General features: G+C 51.4%; 14 protein-coding genes and 1 pseudogene. 6 read left to right on the forward strand and 9 right to left on the reverse strand.

Annotated elements, in window-relative coordinates; all coding sequences use genetic code 11:
• From VH187_RS16185 to cheZ, 3 genes are all read left to right on the forward strand, one after another.
• Positions 1 to 337: chemotaxis protein CheB (locus VH187_RS16185; protein ID WP_329702487.1), on the forward strand; the 337-nt coding region annotated here is incomplete at its 5' end.
• Between the two features lie 15 nt (positions 338 to 352).
• Positions 353 to 742, forward strand: coding sequence for a chemotaxis response regulator CheY (cheY, locus tag VH187_RS16190; protein WP_329702488.1), 390 nt, complete (start codon positions 353 to 355; stop codon positions 740 to 742).
• A 10-nt stretch (positions 743 to 752) separates the two neighbouring features.
• A complete protein-coding gene (gene cheZ / locus VH187_RS16195) occupies positions 753 to 1397 on the forward strand; it encodes a protein phosphatase CheZ (RefSeq protein WP_329702489.1) in 645 nt (214 codons plus the stop codon).
• A gap of 60 nt (positions 1398 to 1457) precedes the next feature.
• Here the strand turns inward: cheZ and VH187_RS16200 are convergent, their stop codons facing one another.
• The 4 genes from VH187_RS16200 to VH187_RS16215 all read right to left on the reverse strand — a co-directional run bounded on the left by VH187_RS16200 (position 1458) and on the right by VH187_RS16215 (position 6572).
• Positions 1458 to 2609: a fimbrial protein gene (locus VH187_RS16200; protein ID WP_329702490.1), complete on the reverse strand. Its 1152-nt coding sequence runs from the start codon at positions 2607 to 2609 to the stop codon at positions 1458 to 1460.
• Positions 2599 to 5070 (reverse strand): fimbria/pilus outer membrane usher protein, encoded by a 2472-nt coding sequence (locus VH187_RS16205; protein ID WP_329702491.1) that lies wholly within the window; start codon positions 5068 to 5070, stop codon positions 2599 to 2601. The genes VH187_RS16200 and VH187_RS16205 overlap by 11 nt, the downstream gene beginning before the upstream one ends.
• A 100-nt stretch (positions 5071 to 5170) precedes the next feature.
• Positions 5171 to 5863, reverse strand: a complete 693-nt coding sequence (locus tag VH187_RS16210; RefSeq protein ID WP_329702492.1) for a fimbrial biogenesis chaperone — start codon at positions 5861 to 5863, stop codon at positions 5171 to 5173.
• 127 nt (positions 5864 to 5990) lie between these two features.
• Positions 5991 to 6572: a fimbrial protein gene (locus VH187_RS16215; protein ID WP_329702493.1), complete on the reverse strand. Its 582-nt coding sequence runs from the start codon at positions 6570 to 6572 to the stop codon at positions 5991 to 5993.
• Positions 6573 to 7033: 461 nt separating this feature from the next.
• On the opposite strand from VH187_RS16215, the gene flhB reads away from it, so the two are divergent.
• From flhB to flhE, 3 genes are read left to right on the forward strand one after another with little or no spacing between them, the layout of a single operon-like run.
• Entirely contained in the window at positions 7034 to 8188 is a 1155-nt protein-coding gene (gene flhB, locus VH187_RS16220) for a flagellar biosynthesis protein FlhB (protein ID WP_329702494.1), read from the forward strand.
• Positions 8181 to 10259, forward strand: coding sequence for a flagellar biosynthesis protein FlhA (flhA, locus tag VH187_RS16225; protein WP_329702495.1), 2079 nt, complete (start codon positions 8181 to 8183; stop codon positions 10257 to 10259). Before flhB ends, flhA begins: the two co-directional genes overlap by 8 nt.
• Positions 10259 to 10651 (forward strand): flagellar protein FlhE, encoded by a 393-nt coding sequence (gene flhE, locus VH187_RS16230; RefSeq protein WP_329702496.1) that lies wholly within the window; start codon positions 10259 to 10261, stop codon positions 10649 to 10651. Before flhA ends, flhE begins: the two co-directional genes overlap by 1 nt.
• Here flhE and VH187_RS16235 read toward each other — a convergent pair.
• The 5 genes and pseudogenes from VH187_RS16235 to VH187_RS16255 all read right to left on the reverse strand — a co-directional run.
• Complete coding sequence (locus VH187_RS16235) at positions 10638 to 11207, reverse strand: TetR/AcrR family transcriptional regulator (protein WP_329702497.1); 570 nt, start codon at positions 11205 to 11207, stop codon at positions 10638 to 10640. The genes flhE and VH187_RS16235 overlap by 14 nt on opposite strands.
• Before the next feature lie 102 nt (positions 11208 to 11309).
• A complete protein-coding gene (locus VH187_RS16240) occupies positions 11310 to 12251 on the reverse strand; it encodes a glycyl-radical enzyme activating protein (protein ID WP_329702498.1) in 942 nt (313 codons plus the stop codon).
• A 49-nt stretch (positions 12252 to 12300) separates the two neighbouring features.
• Positions 12301 to 12546, reverse strand: coding sequence for a hypothetical protein (locus VH187_RS16245; RefSeq protein ID WP_329702499.1), 246 nt, complete (start codon positions 12544 to 12546; stop codon positions 12301 to 12303).
• Positions 12547 to 12999, reverse strand: a complete 453-nt coding sequence (locus VH187_RS16250) for a glycine radical domain-containing protein (RefSeq protein ID WP_329702551.1) — start codon at positions 12997 to 12999, stop codon at positions 12547 to 12549. It lies immediately after the preceding gene.
• Positions 12979 to 15195: pseudogene (locus tag VH187_RS16255) on the reverse strand (pyruvate formate lyase family protein); the annotation flags it as partial. The gene VH187_RS16250 and the pseudogene VH187_RS16255, both read right to left, overlap by 21 nt.
• Positions 15196 to 15276 lie beyond the last annotated feature (81 nt).

Here is a 15276-nt window from a genome sequence, read left to right on the forward strand (position 1 = left end):
CCAGGCGCCAGCCTGGTGCATCAAGATTCATGACGGTCCGCCGGTTAACCGGCACCGTCCGTCTGTGGATGTGCTGTTTCATTCGGTGGCGAAACATGCGGGGCGCAACGCCGTTGGGGTGATCCTGACGGGGATGGGCAACGACGGTGCCGCCGGAATGCTCGCCATGCACCAGGCCGGAGCCTGGACCATTGCGCAGAATGAAGCAAGTTGTGTGGTGTTCGGCATGCCGCGTGAGGCCATCAATATGGGTGGCGTCAGCGAAGTGGTCGATCTCAGCCAGGTAAGCCAGCAAATGCTGGCGAAAATCAGTGCCGGACAGGCAATACGTATTTAAGAGGAGTGAAGGTAAATGGCGGATAAAGAGCTTAAGTTTCTGGTTGTGGATGACTTTTCCACCATGCGTCGCATTGTGCGTAACCTGTTAAAAGAGCTGGGATTCAACAACGTTGAAGAAGCGGAAGACGGCGTGGATGCGCTGAACAAGTTACAGGCGGGCGGTTATGGTTTCGTGATTTCAGACTGGAACATGCCGAACATGGATGGGCTGGACCTGCTGAAAACCATCCGTGCCGATGGCGCGATGGCGGCGATGCCCGTGCTGATGGTGACGGCGGAAGCCAAGAAAGAGAACATTATTGCCGCTGCACAGGCCGGGGCGAGTGGGTATGTCGTAAAACCATTTACGGCAGCGATCCTCGAGGAGAAGTTGAACAAAATCTTCGAAAAGCTCGGCATGTGAGGCAAATAAAATGACTCAACTCCCTGTAAAACCGACTGACGAGCACTCAGCGGGCGATATCATCGCCCGGATTGGCAGCCTGACGCGGATGCTGCGCGATAGCCTGCGTGAACTCGGCCTGGATCAAGCCATTGCCGAGGCTGCGGAAGCAATTCCGGATGCCCGTGATCGCCTTGACTATGTGGTGCAGATGACCGCGCAGGCGGCAGAACGTGCGCTGAACTGCGTCGAATTGTCACAACCGCATCAAAATCAGATGGAAAAAGAAGCGAAAGCGCTTTCTGGCCGCTGGGATGAATGGTTTGAAAATCCTATCGAACTGAGTGATGCGCGTGAACTGGTCAATGACACTCGCGGTTATCTGGCGGATGTGCCTAAACACACCAGTTTCACCAATGCCCAGTTGCTGGAAATCATGATGGCTCAGGATTTCCAGGATCTGACCGGGCAGGTGATTAAGCGGATGATGGACGTGGTTCAGGAAATCGAACGCCAACTGTTGATGGTGCTGCTGGAGAATATTCCGGATCCGTCCACGCGGCAGAAGCGTGAAACCGAAAGTCTGCTTAATGGCCCACAGATGGATACCAACAAAGCGGGTGTTGTTGCAAGCCAGGATCAGGTTGATGACCTGCTGGATAGCTTAGGTTTCTGACTTTCTCTACGATTTCTCAGGTCGCTATGCCTGAGAAATCGCTTTCCTTTCATAAGCGCATTAGCGCAAATCCATTTTGACGGTTACGTTGCCTTCAAACTTACCAGGTTCGGGCTTGCTGGTGGTGGTGCTAACAGGGGCCGCTTTCAGACGGATGCTGCCGTTGCCGTCATCGTCCAATGGCACGGAGAAGTCAGCCGTTCCATCCAATACCACACTGTTGTGATTTTCATCAAACAGCCGCACGCCAATATCGTCCCTGTCGAGCATTTTGGCGATATAACGATTGTCGGCATCGCTGATGCCCTGATCTGCGCTGAGTGATAGCCTGATTTTACTGCTGTTGGGTACGGCAGGATCGGTGCAATGGTAGCTGATATCAACGTTCTTTAGGGTATAGCCGCTTGGCGGTAAACCTTTAGCCAAAAACTGAGAACTGACGATATTTCCTAATTCGACTTCAATGGTACTTCCTGCATTTATGACGCAACTGAGTGGCGCTGTGAGGGAACCAGACAGCGAAATCGTGGAAACAGGGGAAGCATTCGTAGCGTCACAGCCAGCGCCTGACCCAAATGAAAGACAGGCAAAGTTCTGGACGACAGGGGTTAAGGGGATGATCTCTTCACCGAGAATCGGCTTTTTGATGTACATCTTCATTACGATGACGTTCCAGCGAAACTGACGTTTTGTTGAGACCCCACCGGTAGGGCGAGTGCTATCGCTACATACGCTGGTTGAGTCCTCAGTAGATTTAATAGATTCTGTCGTACTGGCTCTGTTTGAGGGGCTGGTAGGGTATTGATTAATTTTAAGTTCAGACAGGCCACTCCCATCTGGGGAATTGATGGCATCAGAATAACCGGAAACATCAATATCAATTCTGTCAGTTAAATAACCATAACCATTCACGCCCGCCGAAAGTGGGCTACCAGCGGCGGAGAGTTCAAGGATTGGCGTATTCGACTTCAGACTCTCAGGACACTGGCAGTTTGCTTCTATTGTCGTTAGCTCTCCGACCAGATGCTCATGATGATCGACGGTGCCAGCAACGATATTTTCACTAGCAGGGAGCTCATAGTTATAGTTGATGCTGTAAGGCATTGGGCCCGCAAAGCAATTTTGCAGAACCGTTGCGGCAGCCATTGCTTGTGTTCCCGATAAAAAAAGGGCAGCCGTAATAATGAGGGGGAGAACGAACTTATTTTGCATGAGCATTCACCTGTTGGCAGAGCGCATTGACTGTACGGATGCCGGTTGGATTGGCTGGATTTTGTGTGCTATCAATAGTGATCTGTGTCGCGCATTGCTGATCGGGCATTTTTCCCCACGTGACTGTGACCACGGTATTTTCACTGATGCCTGACAGGTAAAGCGTGCTGGTGTCATCGACTATCCCGCTTACACCCTGTTCGTCAGCAGAGGCAATGGCACCAAAGGGCACGGTGCGGCCTCCTGGACGGGAAAGTTTTACTAAGGCGCGATAGCCAACGTGTGCCTCAAGGCTGGCAGCAACCGCAGCGCTGCGGCTGGGAATCGTCGTGATGGTGGTGGCTGCAGTATCGACATCGTCCGGCAGGCTGGTGGTGTCGACACGGATATTGTTAATCTGATACGGACTGAGCGAGGGAATAATCGCGTTGCCGAATGTGTCAGTTGTGATACCCCTCTCATTCTGGAAACGGATACCCGAAGCATTCCCGGTACTAACGATCGCAAAGGTATCACCCAGAGGTTGCGAGAGTGTTACACCATGCGGATGAGCGACAATAGCGCCGTTTGCCCCATAGCTTAATTGTTGCGAGTTATCCGAGGAGTAGTAATAACCTGCGTTCAGATTGGCGTATTGAGAACGGTAGGTGCTGTATACGCTGCTATTACTTTCACCATCATGATTACTACGGCTTTGTTGTAATGAATAGCTGAGCCTCTGATCGTCGAGAAGGGTTCCGCTGAAGCCGACATTTTGATGCGTATCGCCTTGCTTACTGCTGCTGATATTGTAGCTGGCCCAGCTATTGGGGAGCCATCGACTCAGTGGGACGCTAAAGCCGAAGGAGAGCATCTGATCGGTGGCGCTATCATCCATTTTGTTATATGTGTACGTCAGATGAAAACTCATACCGTAAAACATTCGATTGATGCCTGCCGACAGGCTGCGTTCTTTTTGGTTTGTATCCCAGTAATCTTGCTGATAACCATTCAGGTAAAGGCTGCTGTCGAGTACGTTCTGACTGATGCTGACCTGAATGCGGTTGTGCTTGTTGTAACGGAACTGCCAGTCATTTTCTTCGGCATCATATTTTTGGTTGGCATCCGCGAAGCTGTAATACCCCTGGGTCGAATAGCGGTAGCCTGCGAGCGTAAAGTTGGTATCGGTTGTATCGATTTTACCCGTATACAGTAAGCGCAAGGATTGCCCGGTACTGCTTTCATCGTTATCGAGATGCGTCTGTGCAAGGGTAATGTCGGTGGACAGGGAGCCTAACGATCCAAGTGCTACACCAGTACCTGCATTCGCCGCAAGATAATCTTCCGAGGCTGTGATGCCACCATACAGTGTCGAGGTATTATTCAGTCCATAGATGACACTGCCCTGAGCAAACAGAGGTTCATTGGCATCTGTTCCTCCTTCAGCACGATAGCGGGCAACCGTGGCTTCGTATTTTGTGTGCCCGGGGCGCTGCATGACGGCAAGGCTAGAGTAAGGTTGGACAAACTGATGTTCAGTTCCATCGGCTTCTTTTACTGTTATCGTTAAATCGCCACTGTTAGTGGTCGAATAGAGATCTTTAATTTCAAAAGCCCCCGGCGCGACGTTGGCTTGATAAATAAGGTACCCGTTTTGTCGGACTGATACTTCGGCGTTACTTGCGGCAATACCTCGGATAACAGGAGCAAAGCCACGTTGGCTATAGGGCAGCATATCCTCGTCAGTGGCGATATCGATTCCCTTGTACTGAACGCTGTCAAAAACATCCCCCCGGGTACTGCTTTCGCCAGCCACAAACTGCGCTCGCAGGTCGTCGATGTCATGTTCAACAGAAGTATTAATGGTTTGCCAGGTATTCGTCTCTTGGGAGTGACTCCATGTTGAGTAATTACGTAAACGCCAGCCTCCCAGGTTTACGCCGCTGCGCAGGTTAAGATATTGATTATTTTGCGTACTGTCATCGCCGCCCGTTTGCTGTGAAGCGGAAAAGGAATAATCGGCGAAGGCAGTGGTAACACCATCGTCCCAACGTGAAGGATCGATATAGTCGCGACCTTCATTGCTGAGAGCCGCCTGCGGCATGCTGATGTGCAGCGTCATGCTGTTAAAATCAAAACTGGCTGAAGCGGCAGGAATAAAGTCCCCTAACGGTGCTGCTAAGGGTTTATTACCGGGCTGTTGGGACAGTTCAGGAAACGCTTCAACACGGATCCCCCATTTTCTTAACTGGTCTGGTGTCAGTTGCGGGGTTAAGGCTCCATCTTTGCTATTGATATAGGTGATGGATGTCTCTTCAAGCCGCTCCTCATTCAACATAATGACCGAAGCGTAAGCACCGGGTAGCTGTGCATTGTTTTTTGAAAACAACGACAGATCGACATCTGGCTGCGATTGGGCTTCACCTTCAAGTGAAGAAGGGGAAAAATAATAATCGCGCGCACGCGCATCGGCTGCGGTCATGAGTAATATTACGCCGACAGAATAGGCGAGAGGACAAAGTCGTTTATGCGCGCGGACCAAAAGGTAGAGGTGTGTGTACGTCGTCATACTGTTCATCACGTTAGTTCAACGCTGCGGTAAATTTATCACTAGCGTTACCGTAATCGGTGATACAGCGCCAATTCACGTTTCGTCCACTGGCAGCGGGTGGCAACACCGCATTGACACTGCTTTTTGGGGCGACCAAATCAGCCTCTTTTACTACAATACCGTCCAGTTGCAATCTATCAAAGACGCTGTAGTACTCTCCGTCATTGATAATTTTCAACGTCGGACCCTGGCGGCTAAAGCGCAGGTTTTTGCAATTCTCAATAGACGTTCCTTTCAGGCCTTTTGGGCGCCAGAAAAGCTTCATACGAGTTTTATAGATTAAGCGCAGTACATTTTTGTTATCGTCGTCTTTAGCGACAGCTGGAATAGTGCGCACGTTAATCCAGAACAGCGACTCTCTGTCGTTGGGAATTGAGGCGCCGGACCAGGTAATGCGAAGGCTTTGTTCTTTCTGCGGGTCGAGGCGAAAAAGAGGGGGCGTAACGACAAACGGTCCACGGGTTTTACCATCGCCAGTATCTGTCCACGACTGAATCAACCATGGTAGCTCTTTTTCCTTGTTGATAAGAGGGAGAGCCACTTCTTTTTTGCTGGCTTCGTATATAATGCGTGTCCTGCCTACCTGAATACCTGCAGCATGACTGGCTGAAATAAAAAGCAGCACAACAGAGAGTGTCGCTGGCATAAAAATACGCATTGTCATTTTCTCCCTTTATGAATAAATTCTGAAATATTCGTAAGCGCAATATCCCAGGTGATTTTCTGAGGTACTGCGCTTAAATAATCGCTGCCATATAGCGATAATATATACATGACAGTGATGTGAAGGGTTAGCGATAGAGGATATTCACCGTCATATCGGCATCAGCCGGGCCTGCTTTGACATCGGTGGCAAAAGACTTATATCGGGCATTGAAAGAGGTCTCAATAATATCGTCAGCGACGCTCGGGAGATCGATATGAACCTGACCATCTGCACCGTCAAAGGTCAGTAGGCTCTTGCTATCGTCCTTCGGACTCACTGCAATGCCAACGCCGGTAGCAGCAGGATCACCTTCAGTGGTTATCTGGCTGACGTCAAGAAGGGTGTTAGAACCCGTCAGCGACGTTGCCCCTGTAAAAGTCAACTGCACTTGAGCCAGACCGTCACTGGCAACCGGGCAACTGGCGAGTTTGATTGTAAAGGGAACGAGGTCAGATTCGTCACCTACTTTGGCGAAAAGGGAGGTTGGATATGTCCCCAGAGGTACGGTACTGTCAGTCCCATCATCACCTTCAATCACGCAGCTAGGCTCAATAATTTCGCCCGTAAAATGAATCACCCCGGCATTTTCTTCTGCGGCATAACTATAAATAGAGGTAACGGTTAAGAGAGTCGCTAATATTAGCGATGGTTTGAATTTTACGTTCATAGAGATTCCTTCTTCTAAGAAGATTTGAAATGGTTAACCCAGCGATAGCTGCGCCTACTATAACATTAATAATTCTGATGCCATAAGTAGGATAATATCAAAATGATATTTTAGGAATGTTTTTAGAGTATGCCTTTAGATTGGGTGTAATTGATCAAAAAAAGATCTAAATAATATCATTAACGAATGATAGTGATTTGAAGTATATATTTTACATGCGAATTTAGGGCTAAAATAGCTGGCTTATCACGTTGCAAAATAAATGTAACATCCCTTTTTATTTGGTAAGGACTGTTTTTTTAATTTCGAATTTATGACAAGTGCGGAATCGGAGCTTCTGCTGCAAGTTTCAGTCAGGCGCAAACAGCCTAAAAAGCTACATTTCACTGGGCTTTTCCACCCATTGCCACAGATAGGCTCTGGCAAAATAGTCATCATTAGAAGTGACGCGAGCATGTAACGTGGCAGACGAGAGCGAAAGCGACGACAAAACAGAAGCCCCCACACCCCAAAAACTTGAAAAAGCACGTGAAGAAGGCCAGATCCCGCGATCGCGCGAACTGACATCATTGCTGATTTTACTGGTAGGGGTTTGCGTCATTTGGCTAGGTGGTGAATCGCTGGCGCGTCGACTGGCGGGCCTGTTGTCGTCCGGATTACATTTCGACCACAGTATCGTCAACGATCCCAATCTTATTCTCGGGCAAATCATTTTACTGCTAAAGCAAGCGATGCTGGCATTGATGCCGCTGATTGTTGGCGTGGTGGTGATGGCGATCCTGGGCCCTGTGATGCTGGGCGGTCTTGTGTTTAGCCCGAAATCGCTGGCGTTCAAATTCGATAAGCTCAACCCGCTACCGGGCATTGCAAAAATGTTTTCTGCGCAATCCGCCGCGGAATTGCTGAAAGCTATCCTGAAATCGGTGCTGGTGGGGTGTGTCGCCGGATTTTTTGTCTGGATGCATTGGCCGGACATGATGCGCCTTATCAGCGAATCGCCCATGACCGCAATGGGTAACGCCCTCAATATGGTGGGGCTATGTGCTTTGCTGGTAGCGCTGGGCGTAATCCCAATGGTCGGTTTCGACGTCTTCTTCCAGATTTACAGTCATATCAAAAAATTGCGTATGTCCCGCCAGGATATCCGTGATGAGTTCAAACAGAGCGAAGGCGACCCGCACGTGAAAGGGCGCATTCGCCAAATGCAGCGTGCAGCGGCGCGTCGTCGCATGATGGGCGATGTGCCGAAAGCAGACGTCATTGTGACGAACCCGACTCACTATGCGGTCGCGCTGAAGTATGAAGAAGACAAAATGAGCGCGCCAAAAGTGGTGGCGAAAGGTGCGGGTCTGATTGCACTGAAAATCCGTGAGCTGGGTGAGGAAAACCGCATTCCTGTCTTACAGGCTCCGCCACTGGCCCGTGCGCTCTATCGCCATGCCGAAATTGGTCAACAAATCCCTGGCACGCTCTACGCCGCCGTGGCTGAAGTGTTGGCCTGGGTCTGGCAGCTTAAACGCTGGCGTCTGGCAGGCGGCACACCGCCGAAAAAACCTGATAATTTACCGGTGCCTGAAGCACTGGATTTTCTGAACGAGAATGACACTGATGGCTAATTTGGTCGCAATGCTGCGTCTGCCCACGAACTGGAAATCAACCCAATGGCAAATTCTTGCCGGGCCAGTGCTGATCCTGCTGATTTTGTCGATGATGGTGCTGCCGCTACCGGCGTTCGTCCTCGATCTGCTGTTTACCTTTAATATCGCACTGTCGATCATGGTATTGCTGGTGGCGATGTTCACTCAGCGTACGCTTGAGTTTGCGGCTTTCCCGACCATTTTGCTGTTTACCACACTCCTGCGCCTGGCGCTGAACGTGGCCTCAACGCGTATCATTCTGATGGATGGGCACACGGGCGGCGCGGCGGCGGGGAAAGTGGTTGAGGCATTCGGTCACTTCCTGGTTGGCGGTAATTTTGCCATCGGTATCGTGGTCTTCATTATCCTTGTCATTATCAACTTTATGGTTATTACCAAAGGTGCGGGGCGTATCGCCGAAGTTGGTGCGCGTTTTGTGCTGGACGGGATGCCGGGTAAACAGATGGCGATCGACGCCGACCTGAACGCCGGATTGATCGGCGAAGATGAGGCCAAACGCCGCCGTTCAGATGTGACTCAGGAAGCGGATTTTTACGGTTCGATGGATGGTGCGAGTAAGTTTGTTCGCGGGGATGCCATCGCCGGTATTTTGATTATGGTTATCAACGTGATCGGCGGCTTGCTGGTCGGCGTTCTGCAACACGATTTGTCGCTGGGTCAGGCGGCGGAATCTTACACTTTGCTGACGATCGGTGATGGTCTTGTCGCTCAGATCCCGGCGCTGGTGATTTCAACCGCAGCAGGTGTCATCGTGACCCGCGTTGCCACCGATCAGGACGTCGGCGAACAGATGGTGGGCCAACTGTTCAGTAACCCACGCGTTATGATGTTGAGTGCCGCCGTATTGGGTTTGCTGGGCATGGTGCCGGGCATGCCGAACTTTGTGTTCCTGCTTTTTACTGCCGCACTGCTGGGCCTCGCCTGGTGGTTACGTGGACGCGAGCAACAAGCGCCAGCAGAAGCGGTTCCGGTGCGTACTCAGGAAAATCCGCAGGCCATTGAAGCGACGTGGAGCGATGTCCAACTGGAAGACACATTGGGGATGGAAGTCGGTTATCGCCTCATCCCAATGGTGGATTCGCAGCAGGATGGCGAGTTGCTGGGGCGTATCCGTTCGATTCGTAAGAAATTCGCGCAGGAAATGGGCTTTCTGCCGCCAGTGGTGCACATTCGCGACAACATGGATCTTCCTCCGGCGCGTTATCGTATTCTGCTCAAAGGGGTTGATATCGGCAGCGGTGACGCCTATCCAGGCCGCTGGCTGGCGATTAACCCCGGCACGGCGGCGGGGACATTACCGGGTGAGCCGACGGTTGATCCGGCATTTGGTCTGGCAGCCATCTGGATTGAAAGCGCCCTAAAAGAACAGGCACAGATCCAGGGCTTCACCGTCGTAGAAGCCAGTACCGTGGTCGCGACACACTTGAATCACCTGATCAGTTTGCATTCCGCCGAGTTGTTTGGTCGTCAGGAAGCGCAGCAACTGCTTGACCGCGTCACCCAGGAAATGCCGAAGCTCACCGAAGATCTGGTTCCAGGCATAGTGAATCTGACCACGTTGCATAAAGTGTTGCAGAATCTGCTGGATGAAAAAGTGCCGATTCGTGACATGCGCACCATTCTGGAAACGCTAGCGGAACATGCACCAGTGCAGACCGACCCGCATGAACTTACCAACGTGGTGCGTGTGGCATTGGGCCGCGCCATCACTCAGCAATGGTTCCCGGGGAATGGCGAAGTACAAGTGATTGGTCTGGATACGCCGCTGGAACGTTTGCTGCTGCAGGCACTGCAAAACGGCGGCGGGCTGGAGCCGGGGCTTGCTGACCGACTCCTGGCTCAGACTCAGGAAGCGCTGTCACGGCAGGAAATGCTCGGCTCGCCACCGGTACTGCTGGTGAACCATGCGCTTCGTCCTTTATTGTCTCGTTTCCTGCGGCGTAATCTGCCGCAACTGGTAGTGTTGTCAAATCTGGAACTGTCGGATAACCGTCAGATCCGTATGACGGCCACTATCGGGGGCAAATAATGCGTCATTTATTCTGGCTATTACTCCTCCCGCTTTGCGTTCAAGCTGCAGGTGAGGGCGCCTGGCAGTCCAGTAGCCGAGGCATCATTCTGAGTCATCGCGGGGAGTCGATGTCATCACCGCCGTTGGTGCCTTCTCAACCGTCAAGCGGGCTGGTCACGATGATTGCCTGGCGCTACACGCTGATTGGCCCGACGCCTGCCGGGCTGCGCGTACGCTTATGTTCACCAACGCGCTGCGTTGAACTGGACGGTCAAAGCGGGAATACGTGGGGATTGCAGAACATTCCCGCTTCCGAACCGCTGCGTTTTGTCTGGGAAGTCCCTGGCGGTGGACGACTCATTCCAGCGCTCAATGTTTTGAGTAATCAGGTTATCGTTAATTATCGTTGACCTGCCGTAGCGTCACCTGAGGGAAGATAAGGTGGAAGACTCGGGTTATCTCTTCACACAAATGCGCGTCGGTTTGTGCAATGTTGGGAGAGGAGAAGTTGTAGATAAGGGAAAATGTGAGGTCAAGAAACAAGCTGATATCTTCACGTTTAGCCTCTGTTCCTAGCCACTCTTGCAGACTACGTTGCATCGCCTGATAACGCGGCAACTGATAGTTTTGCTGAAATTGTTGGGCGATAGCGTCATGTTCAAGCGTTAAACCCAGCATCGTGCGGGCAATCGCGCCGCGATGAAACTGGCGAATCTCAGTGGCTCGCAACAAAAATTGCTGGAAAAAGGTTTCTGCACCGTGATCGGCGAAGGCCAGTGTGGGCAGATGATTATCGGTCCAGTGAAAAAACGCCTCACAGAAAATGTCCTCTTTACCCGGCCACCATTTATAGATGGTCGTTTTACTGACACCCGCGTGCTTCGCCAGCCGCTCGATGGGAATATGCGCCAACCCACAACCCTCGGTAATCATTGCGGTCAGGCTATCCAAAATCGCCGTACGCACGTTGTTATCCCTTTTTCTGCCTTTCGTTGTCATCCTGGTCTCTATGAATCTACGCGGGGAAGTGATTATAGATTCCCCGTCGCCCTCACAAAAGGCCTCAATTCAAAATGGGGTATCGCTACCGCAATAGCAGGTGATCCCGTGATGGATAAAACGCCATTGAATCTGTTCTAAGGCGTCCTCGGTCAGCGATGGGGTATCCGCCCATGGCCACTGACACCCAAGTTGGCTGTATTTAGAATCTCCCAGACGATGAAAGGGCAGAAGATTGACTTCATGTAAGCCACAAGAGAGCAAGAACTGTGCGCTGGCGTCTATGTTTGATGGGTCGTCATTGATCCCCGGGATAACCGGTATACGTGGCATCAGTCGGTAGTGATTATATTCTGTGGCCATGCGCCGGATGTTTTCCAGAATCAGCCGGTTTGATACCCCGGTCGCTGCGCGATGGCACCGATCGTCCATATGCTTTAAATCAACAAAAACCCAATCCGTGTGCGGCAGAACGTCCTGATAGTGTGCCCATGAGGCGTAACCGCAGGTCTCGATTGCGGTGTGGATATAGCTTTTTTGACAGGCTTCGAGGAAACGTGCCGCAAACTTGTATTGCCCCATCATTTCGCCTCCGCCAAGAGTGACGCCGCCACCGCTGCCCCAAAAGCGACGGTCGCGTTCGATTTTGCGCATCAATTCTTGTTGGCTGATAAAGCGTCCGGCCACGCCGAGAGCTGAATGCCAGCAGTGCTCAACGCAGGATGGTGTGTCACAGTCCTTGCAGAGGCTTCTGTCAAACAGTGGTAAGGTATTCGGCGCATGTTGCGTCACCGCGGCTGAAGGACAGGCTGTAATACAGTCGGTACAGCGGATGCAGCTGTCTGAACGAAACATCACTTCGCGGCGAGGCGAAATGCCCTCGGGATTGCTACACCAGCTACAGTGCAGTGGGCAGCCTTTAAAAAAAACTAAACTTCGGCCACCCGGACCGTCGTGTACCGAAAATCCCTGAATATCAAAAATAAGGGCCAGATCTTCATTCGTTTGCATATCGGTTTGCTCATAAAGAACGGGGCCGCATAACGGCCCCGAATGTGGATCATTTACTGATGAAGCGCTCGCAGGCTTTCATATCTGGATAGACATCCCATTCACCGCAGACGCCGATGAATTCATGGCCTGGTTTGACTTGGTACTTCGCACAGAATTTGCACTTATCGTAACGAACAAACTGATGACAGGCTTCACTGTCTACCAGAACGCGGGCCTGAGTGGTTTCGCAGGTGCCTTTGAACACGTCAAATGGGGCGCAACGTTGGCAATCGTTGCAAGTCATCGTAGTCATTTAAATTTCCTCGTATTCCGTTCTGGAAATAATTTCATCCTGGATAGGTTTGGACAGTTCAACCCAGTACTGCGTGAACCCGGCAACGCGTACCATCAGGTCCCGATAGCTGGCGGGATTCTGTTGGGCGTCACGCAACATGCGAGAGTCAACGATATTGAACTGGATGTGGTATCCACCTTTATCCATATACGCGCGGATAAGTTCATGCAGCTTGCGGGAACCCTGCACACCACGAATGGCTGAAGGATGGATTTTTGTGTTGAGCTGCGTATTGAGGAAGTCTGAGTGATCGATACAGGTAGCAGAGTTAAAGACGGCGTAAGGTCCGCTGGTGTCCGTACCTGGATACGGTGATTGTGCACCGTCGGCGAGCGTCAAGCCTGCCAGTCGTCCGTCCGCAGATGCGACGCAGGCCTGACCGAGTGGACCGTGCGTGGTCACGGAGAGCATGCAAGGCACCCATGGACGACCAAATACGTCATTGACCTGTGGCACGATATCGCGGAAGTATTCGACTATCTCTTTATAGATACCATCTGCTTGTGGATTATCATTGCCGAACTTTGGCGCAGACATACACAAGGAATGAATTCTCGCCCACTTCTGGTCGATACGCTGTTGGTCAAACATTGAGTAGCTGCCGGTAACTTCGGTGCTTTGATAGCCGAAATTGCTATCCAGGGCCTCTTTCAGCTCACTTAGAGTAAATGCGCTATCCTCGTAGATATTTTTGCGAATCGACGCCAGCGAATTGGTGAGATTGACCTAGCCTGAAATCCAGGTCGTAAAGCAGCGGTTGTAACGACTGCCTCCTCGATCGATATCGGTGCCAGAATCAATGCAGTCAGCCATCAATGCTGAATAGAAAATGGGGTTATCAACATCAATAGTAGAGTCCGATTTGATGTTGAACATTTCCTGAAACAGCACGACCACTTCACGGAACCACGTTTTGAAGATACTTAGCAATTCTGGGTAGCTTTTCAGTTTACTGCCATGCGAGGCAAAGACTCGCGTACCGGTGCGTGGGTCGATACCGTCCCAAAGCACCAATTCGAGGATCTTCGGCATGTTAATAAAACCGACGCCGGTAGAACTGTAGGAGCCCGCGCCCAGCGCACCGTTTACCAGCGCACCGGGTTGGATCTCCAGGCAACCACCAATCGTCCAGCTTCGGGCATCTTCGAGAGAGATTTTTTCCTCGGCGAAGGTCTTCATCTGGTATTCGATGGAAACCCGATTGTTGACCCATGCCGGGAAGCCGGAGCCGGTTTTGTTGCACTCGACGGCCTTGAGGATAAATTTCTCACTGAGCTTATTGTCATACAGCATCGAGAGCGTTGGTTGAGGTGTGGAGCAGCGGATGGCGGCTTCCATGATCAGCTCTTCCAGTTCGTTTTCAGCCGAGGAGCCATCGGGTTTCAGGCCGCCAATGCCGACGTTATTGAACGTACTGCCAGCCAGTAAACCGATAGTTCCAACGGCCATCGCCAGATCGATACCGGTAAATTTGACACGCATACATTCGAGGATCTCAAGCGTTTCCTCGTGGGTGAGCGTGCCCGTGTCGGTTTCTTTTTTCCACCATGGATAGAGGATCTGTCCGATGCGTCCTGGCGAAATCCCGGAGCCCTGAATTTCATTCAGTACGGCGATATGGCAAGTCCACATCAGTTGGCTGGCTTCAAGGAACGTCCGCGGCGGGTGCTCAGCAATCCACGTCAGACGGTCCGCCATTTGCTCAAGTTCGCGCCGCATTTGCGGGTCTTGCTCTACAGATGCCATGCGCAGCGCTTCGCGGGCATAGTTTTGCACCCAGACCTGAACCCCTTCAATCACAAGGATCGTACCCTGCCAGAAGGCGAGTTGTTCTGTAGTGATGTTTTTGGTTTCTGCGATTTTGCGATGGCATTTTTCAATCATGCCATTCAGGCCAAGCTGCAACGGATACTGGAAATTAACAACGTTACGTCCATGACGCACTGAGGTTTCGAGATCAGAACACATCAGAACCGCTTTTTTCATGTTCATATACTGTTCGAAACGCGGGTGCATCGCCGCCCACATGAACGAGCTGTCTTCTACGGATTTATTTTTCCAGTAGCGGCACAGTTCAACGACCATTGGGTATTCTTCGCGGCGTACGCCAAAGCGTTTTGAAATCGACAGCACATTGCCCACGCTTTCGGTGACGTTACCGCCGCCATCAGCCACGATGGTGACTTCTTCGAGGCTACGGGTTGCCGCTCGCGCCGCTTCCGTTTCCATTTGCTCTTCGCTATTTAACGGATAGCGGTTAGAGGTCCAGGGCATGATGTAGGCGCCACGCACGTAGCGCGTTTTTTGCATTGCGAGCAACTCACCCCGGGTGATCATCGGGGTCAAATGTTCAAAGCCACATTTCAGCGCCATTGAACGGCGAACCATAGGGTGTTGCCCTTCGGCTTCACGCCATTTTTGCGTGTACCAATACGTAAATTCGGTGTCCAGTGACACTTTTGCTTCGTAATAATCTTCCAGTAACTTCTGTGCGCGTGCAGAGCCAGTGGCTTTGATTTCCCGGTCGGAAACTTCCACTGGCGCTTTCCCATACTGAAAACTCAGTGCGGAGACCTGCGCATTTTCATCCACGACATGCATAACCATGAATAACTCCTTTTAATTGTAAGTGTGAGTATCTGGCAGTCACTGACGGGTAGGGTTGGCTTCCCTACGGGAGCGGCACGG

Source organism: Scandinavium sp. (assembly GCF_036271055.1).
Lineage (GTDB): Bacteria > Pseudomonadota > Gammaproteobacteria > Enterobacterales > Enterobacteriaceae > Scandinavium.

What these genes read in the sequence shown, in the direction of transcription:
- VH187_RS16210 (WP_329702492.1), bottom strand. Translation starts at nt 5,863, where the DNA reads ATGACAATGCGTATTTTTATGCCAGCGACACTCTCTGTTGTGCTGCTT.
- VH187_RS16200 (WP_329702490.1), bottom strand. Translation starts at nt 2,609, where the DNA reads ATGCAAAATAAGTTCGTTCTCCCCCTCATTATTACGGCTGCCCTTTTT.
- VH187_RS16205 (WP_329702491.1), bottom strand. Translation starts at nt 5,070, where the DNA reads ATGACCGCAGCCGATGCGCGTGCGCGCGATTATTATTTTTCCCCTTCT.
- VH187_RS16240 (WP_329702498.1), bottom strand. Translation starts at nt 12,251, where the DNA reads ATGCAAACGAATGAAGATCTGGCCCTTATTTTTGATATTCAGGGATTT.
- cheZ (WP_329702489.1), top strand. Translation starts at nt 753, where the DNA reads ATGACTCAACTCCCTGTAAAACCGACTGACGAGCACTCAGCGGGCGAT.
- VH187_RS16215 (WP_329702493.1), bottom strand. Translation starts at nt 6,572, where the DNA reads ATGAACGTAAAATTCAAACCATCGCTAATATTAGCGACTCTCTTAACC.
- VH187_RS16250 (WP_329702551.1), bottom strand. Translation starts at nt 12,999, where the DNA reads ATGCTCTCCGTGACCACGCACGGTCCACTCGGTCAGGCCTGCGTCGCA.
- flhA (WP_329702495.1), top strand. Translation starts at nt 8,181, where the DNA reads ATGGCTAATTTGGTCGCAATGCTGCGTCTGCCCACGAACTGGAAATCA.
- VH187_RS16245 (WP_329702499.1), bottom strand. Translation starts at nt 12,546, where the DNA reads ATGACTACGATGACTTGCAACGATTGCCAACGTTGCGCCCCATTTGAC.
- cheY (WP_329702488.1), top strand. Translation starts at nt 353, where the DNA reads ATGGCGGATAAAGAGCTTAAGTTTCTGGTTGTGGATGACTTTTCCACC.
- flhE (WP_329702496.1), top strand. Translation starts at nt 10,259, where the DNA reads ATGCGTCATTTATTCTGGCTATTACTCCTCCCGCTTTGCGTTCAAGCT.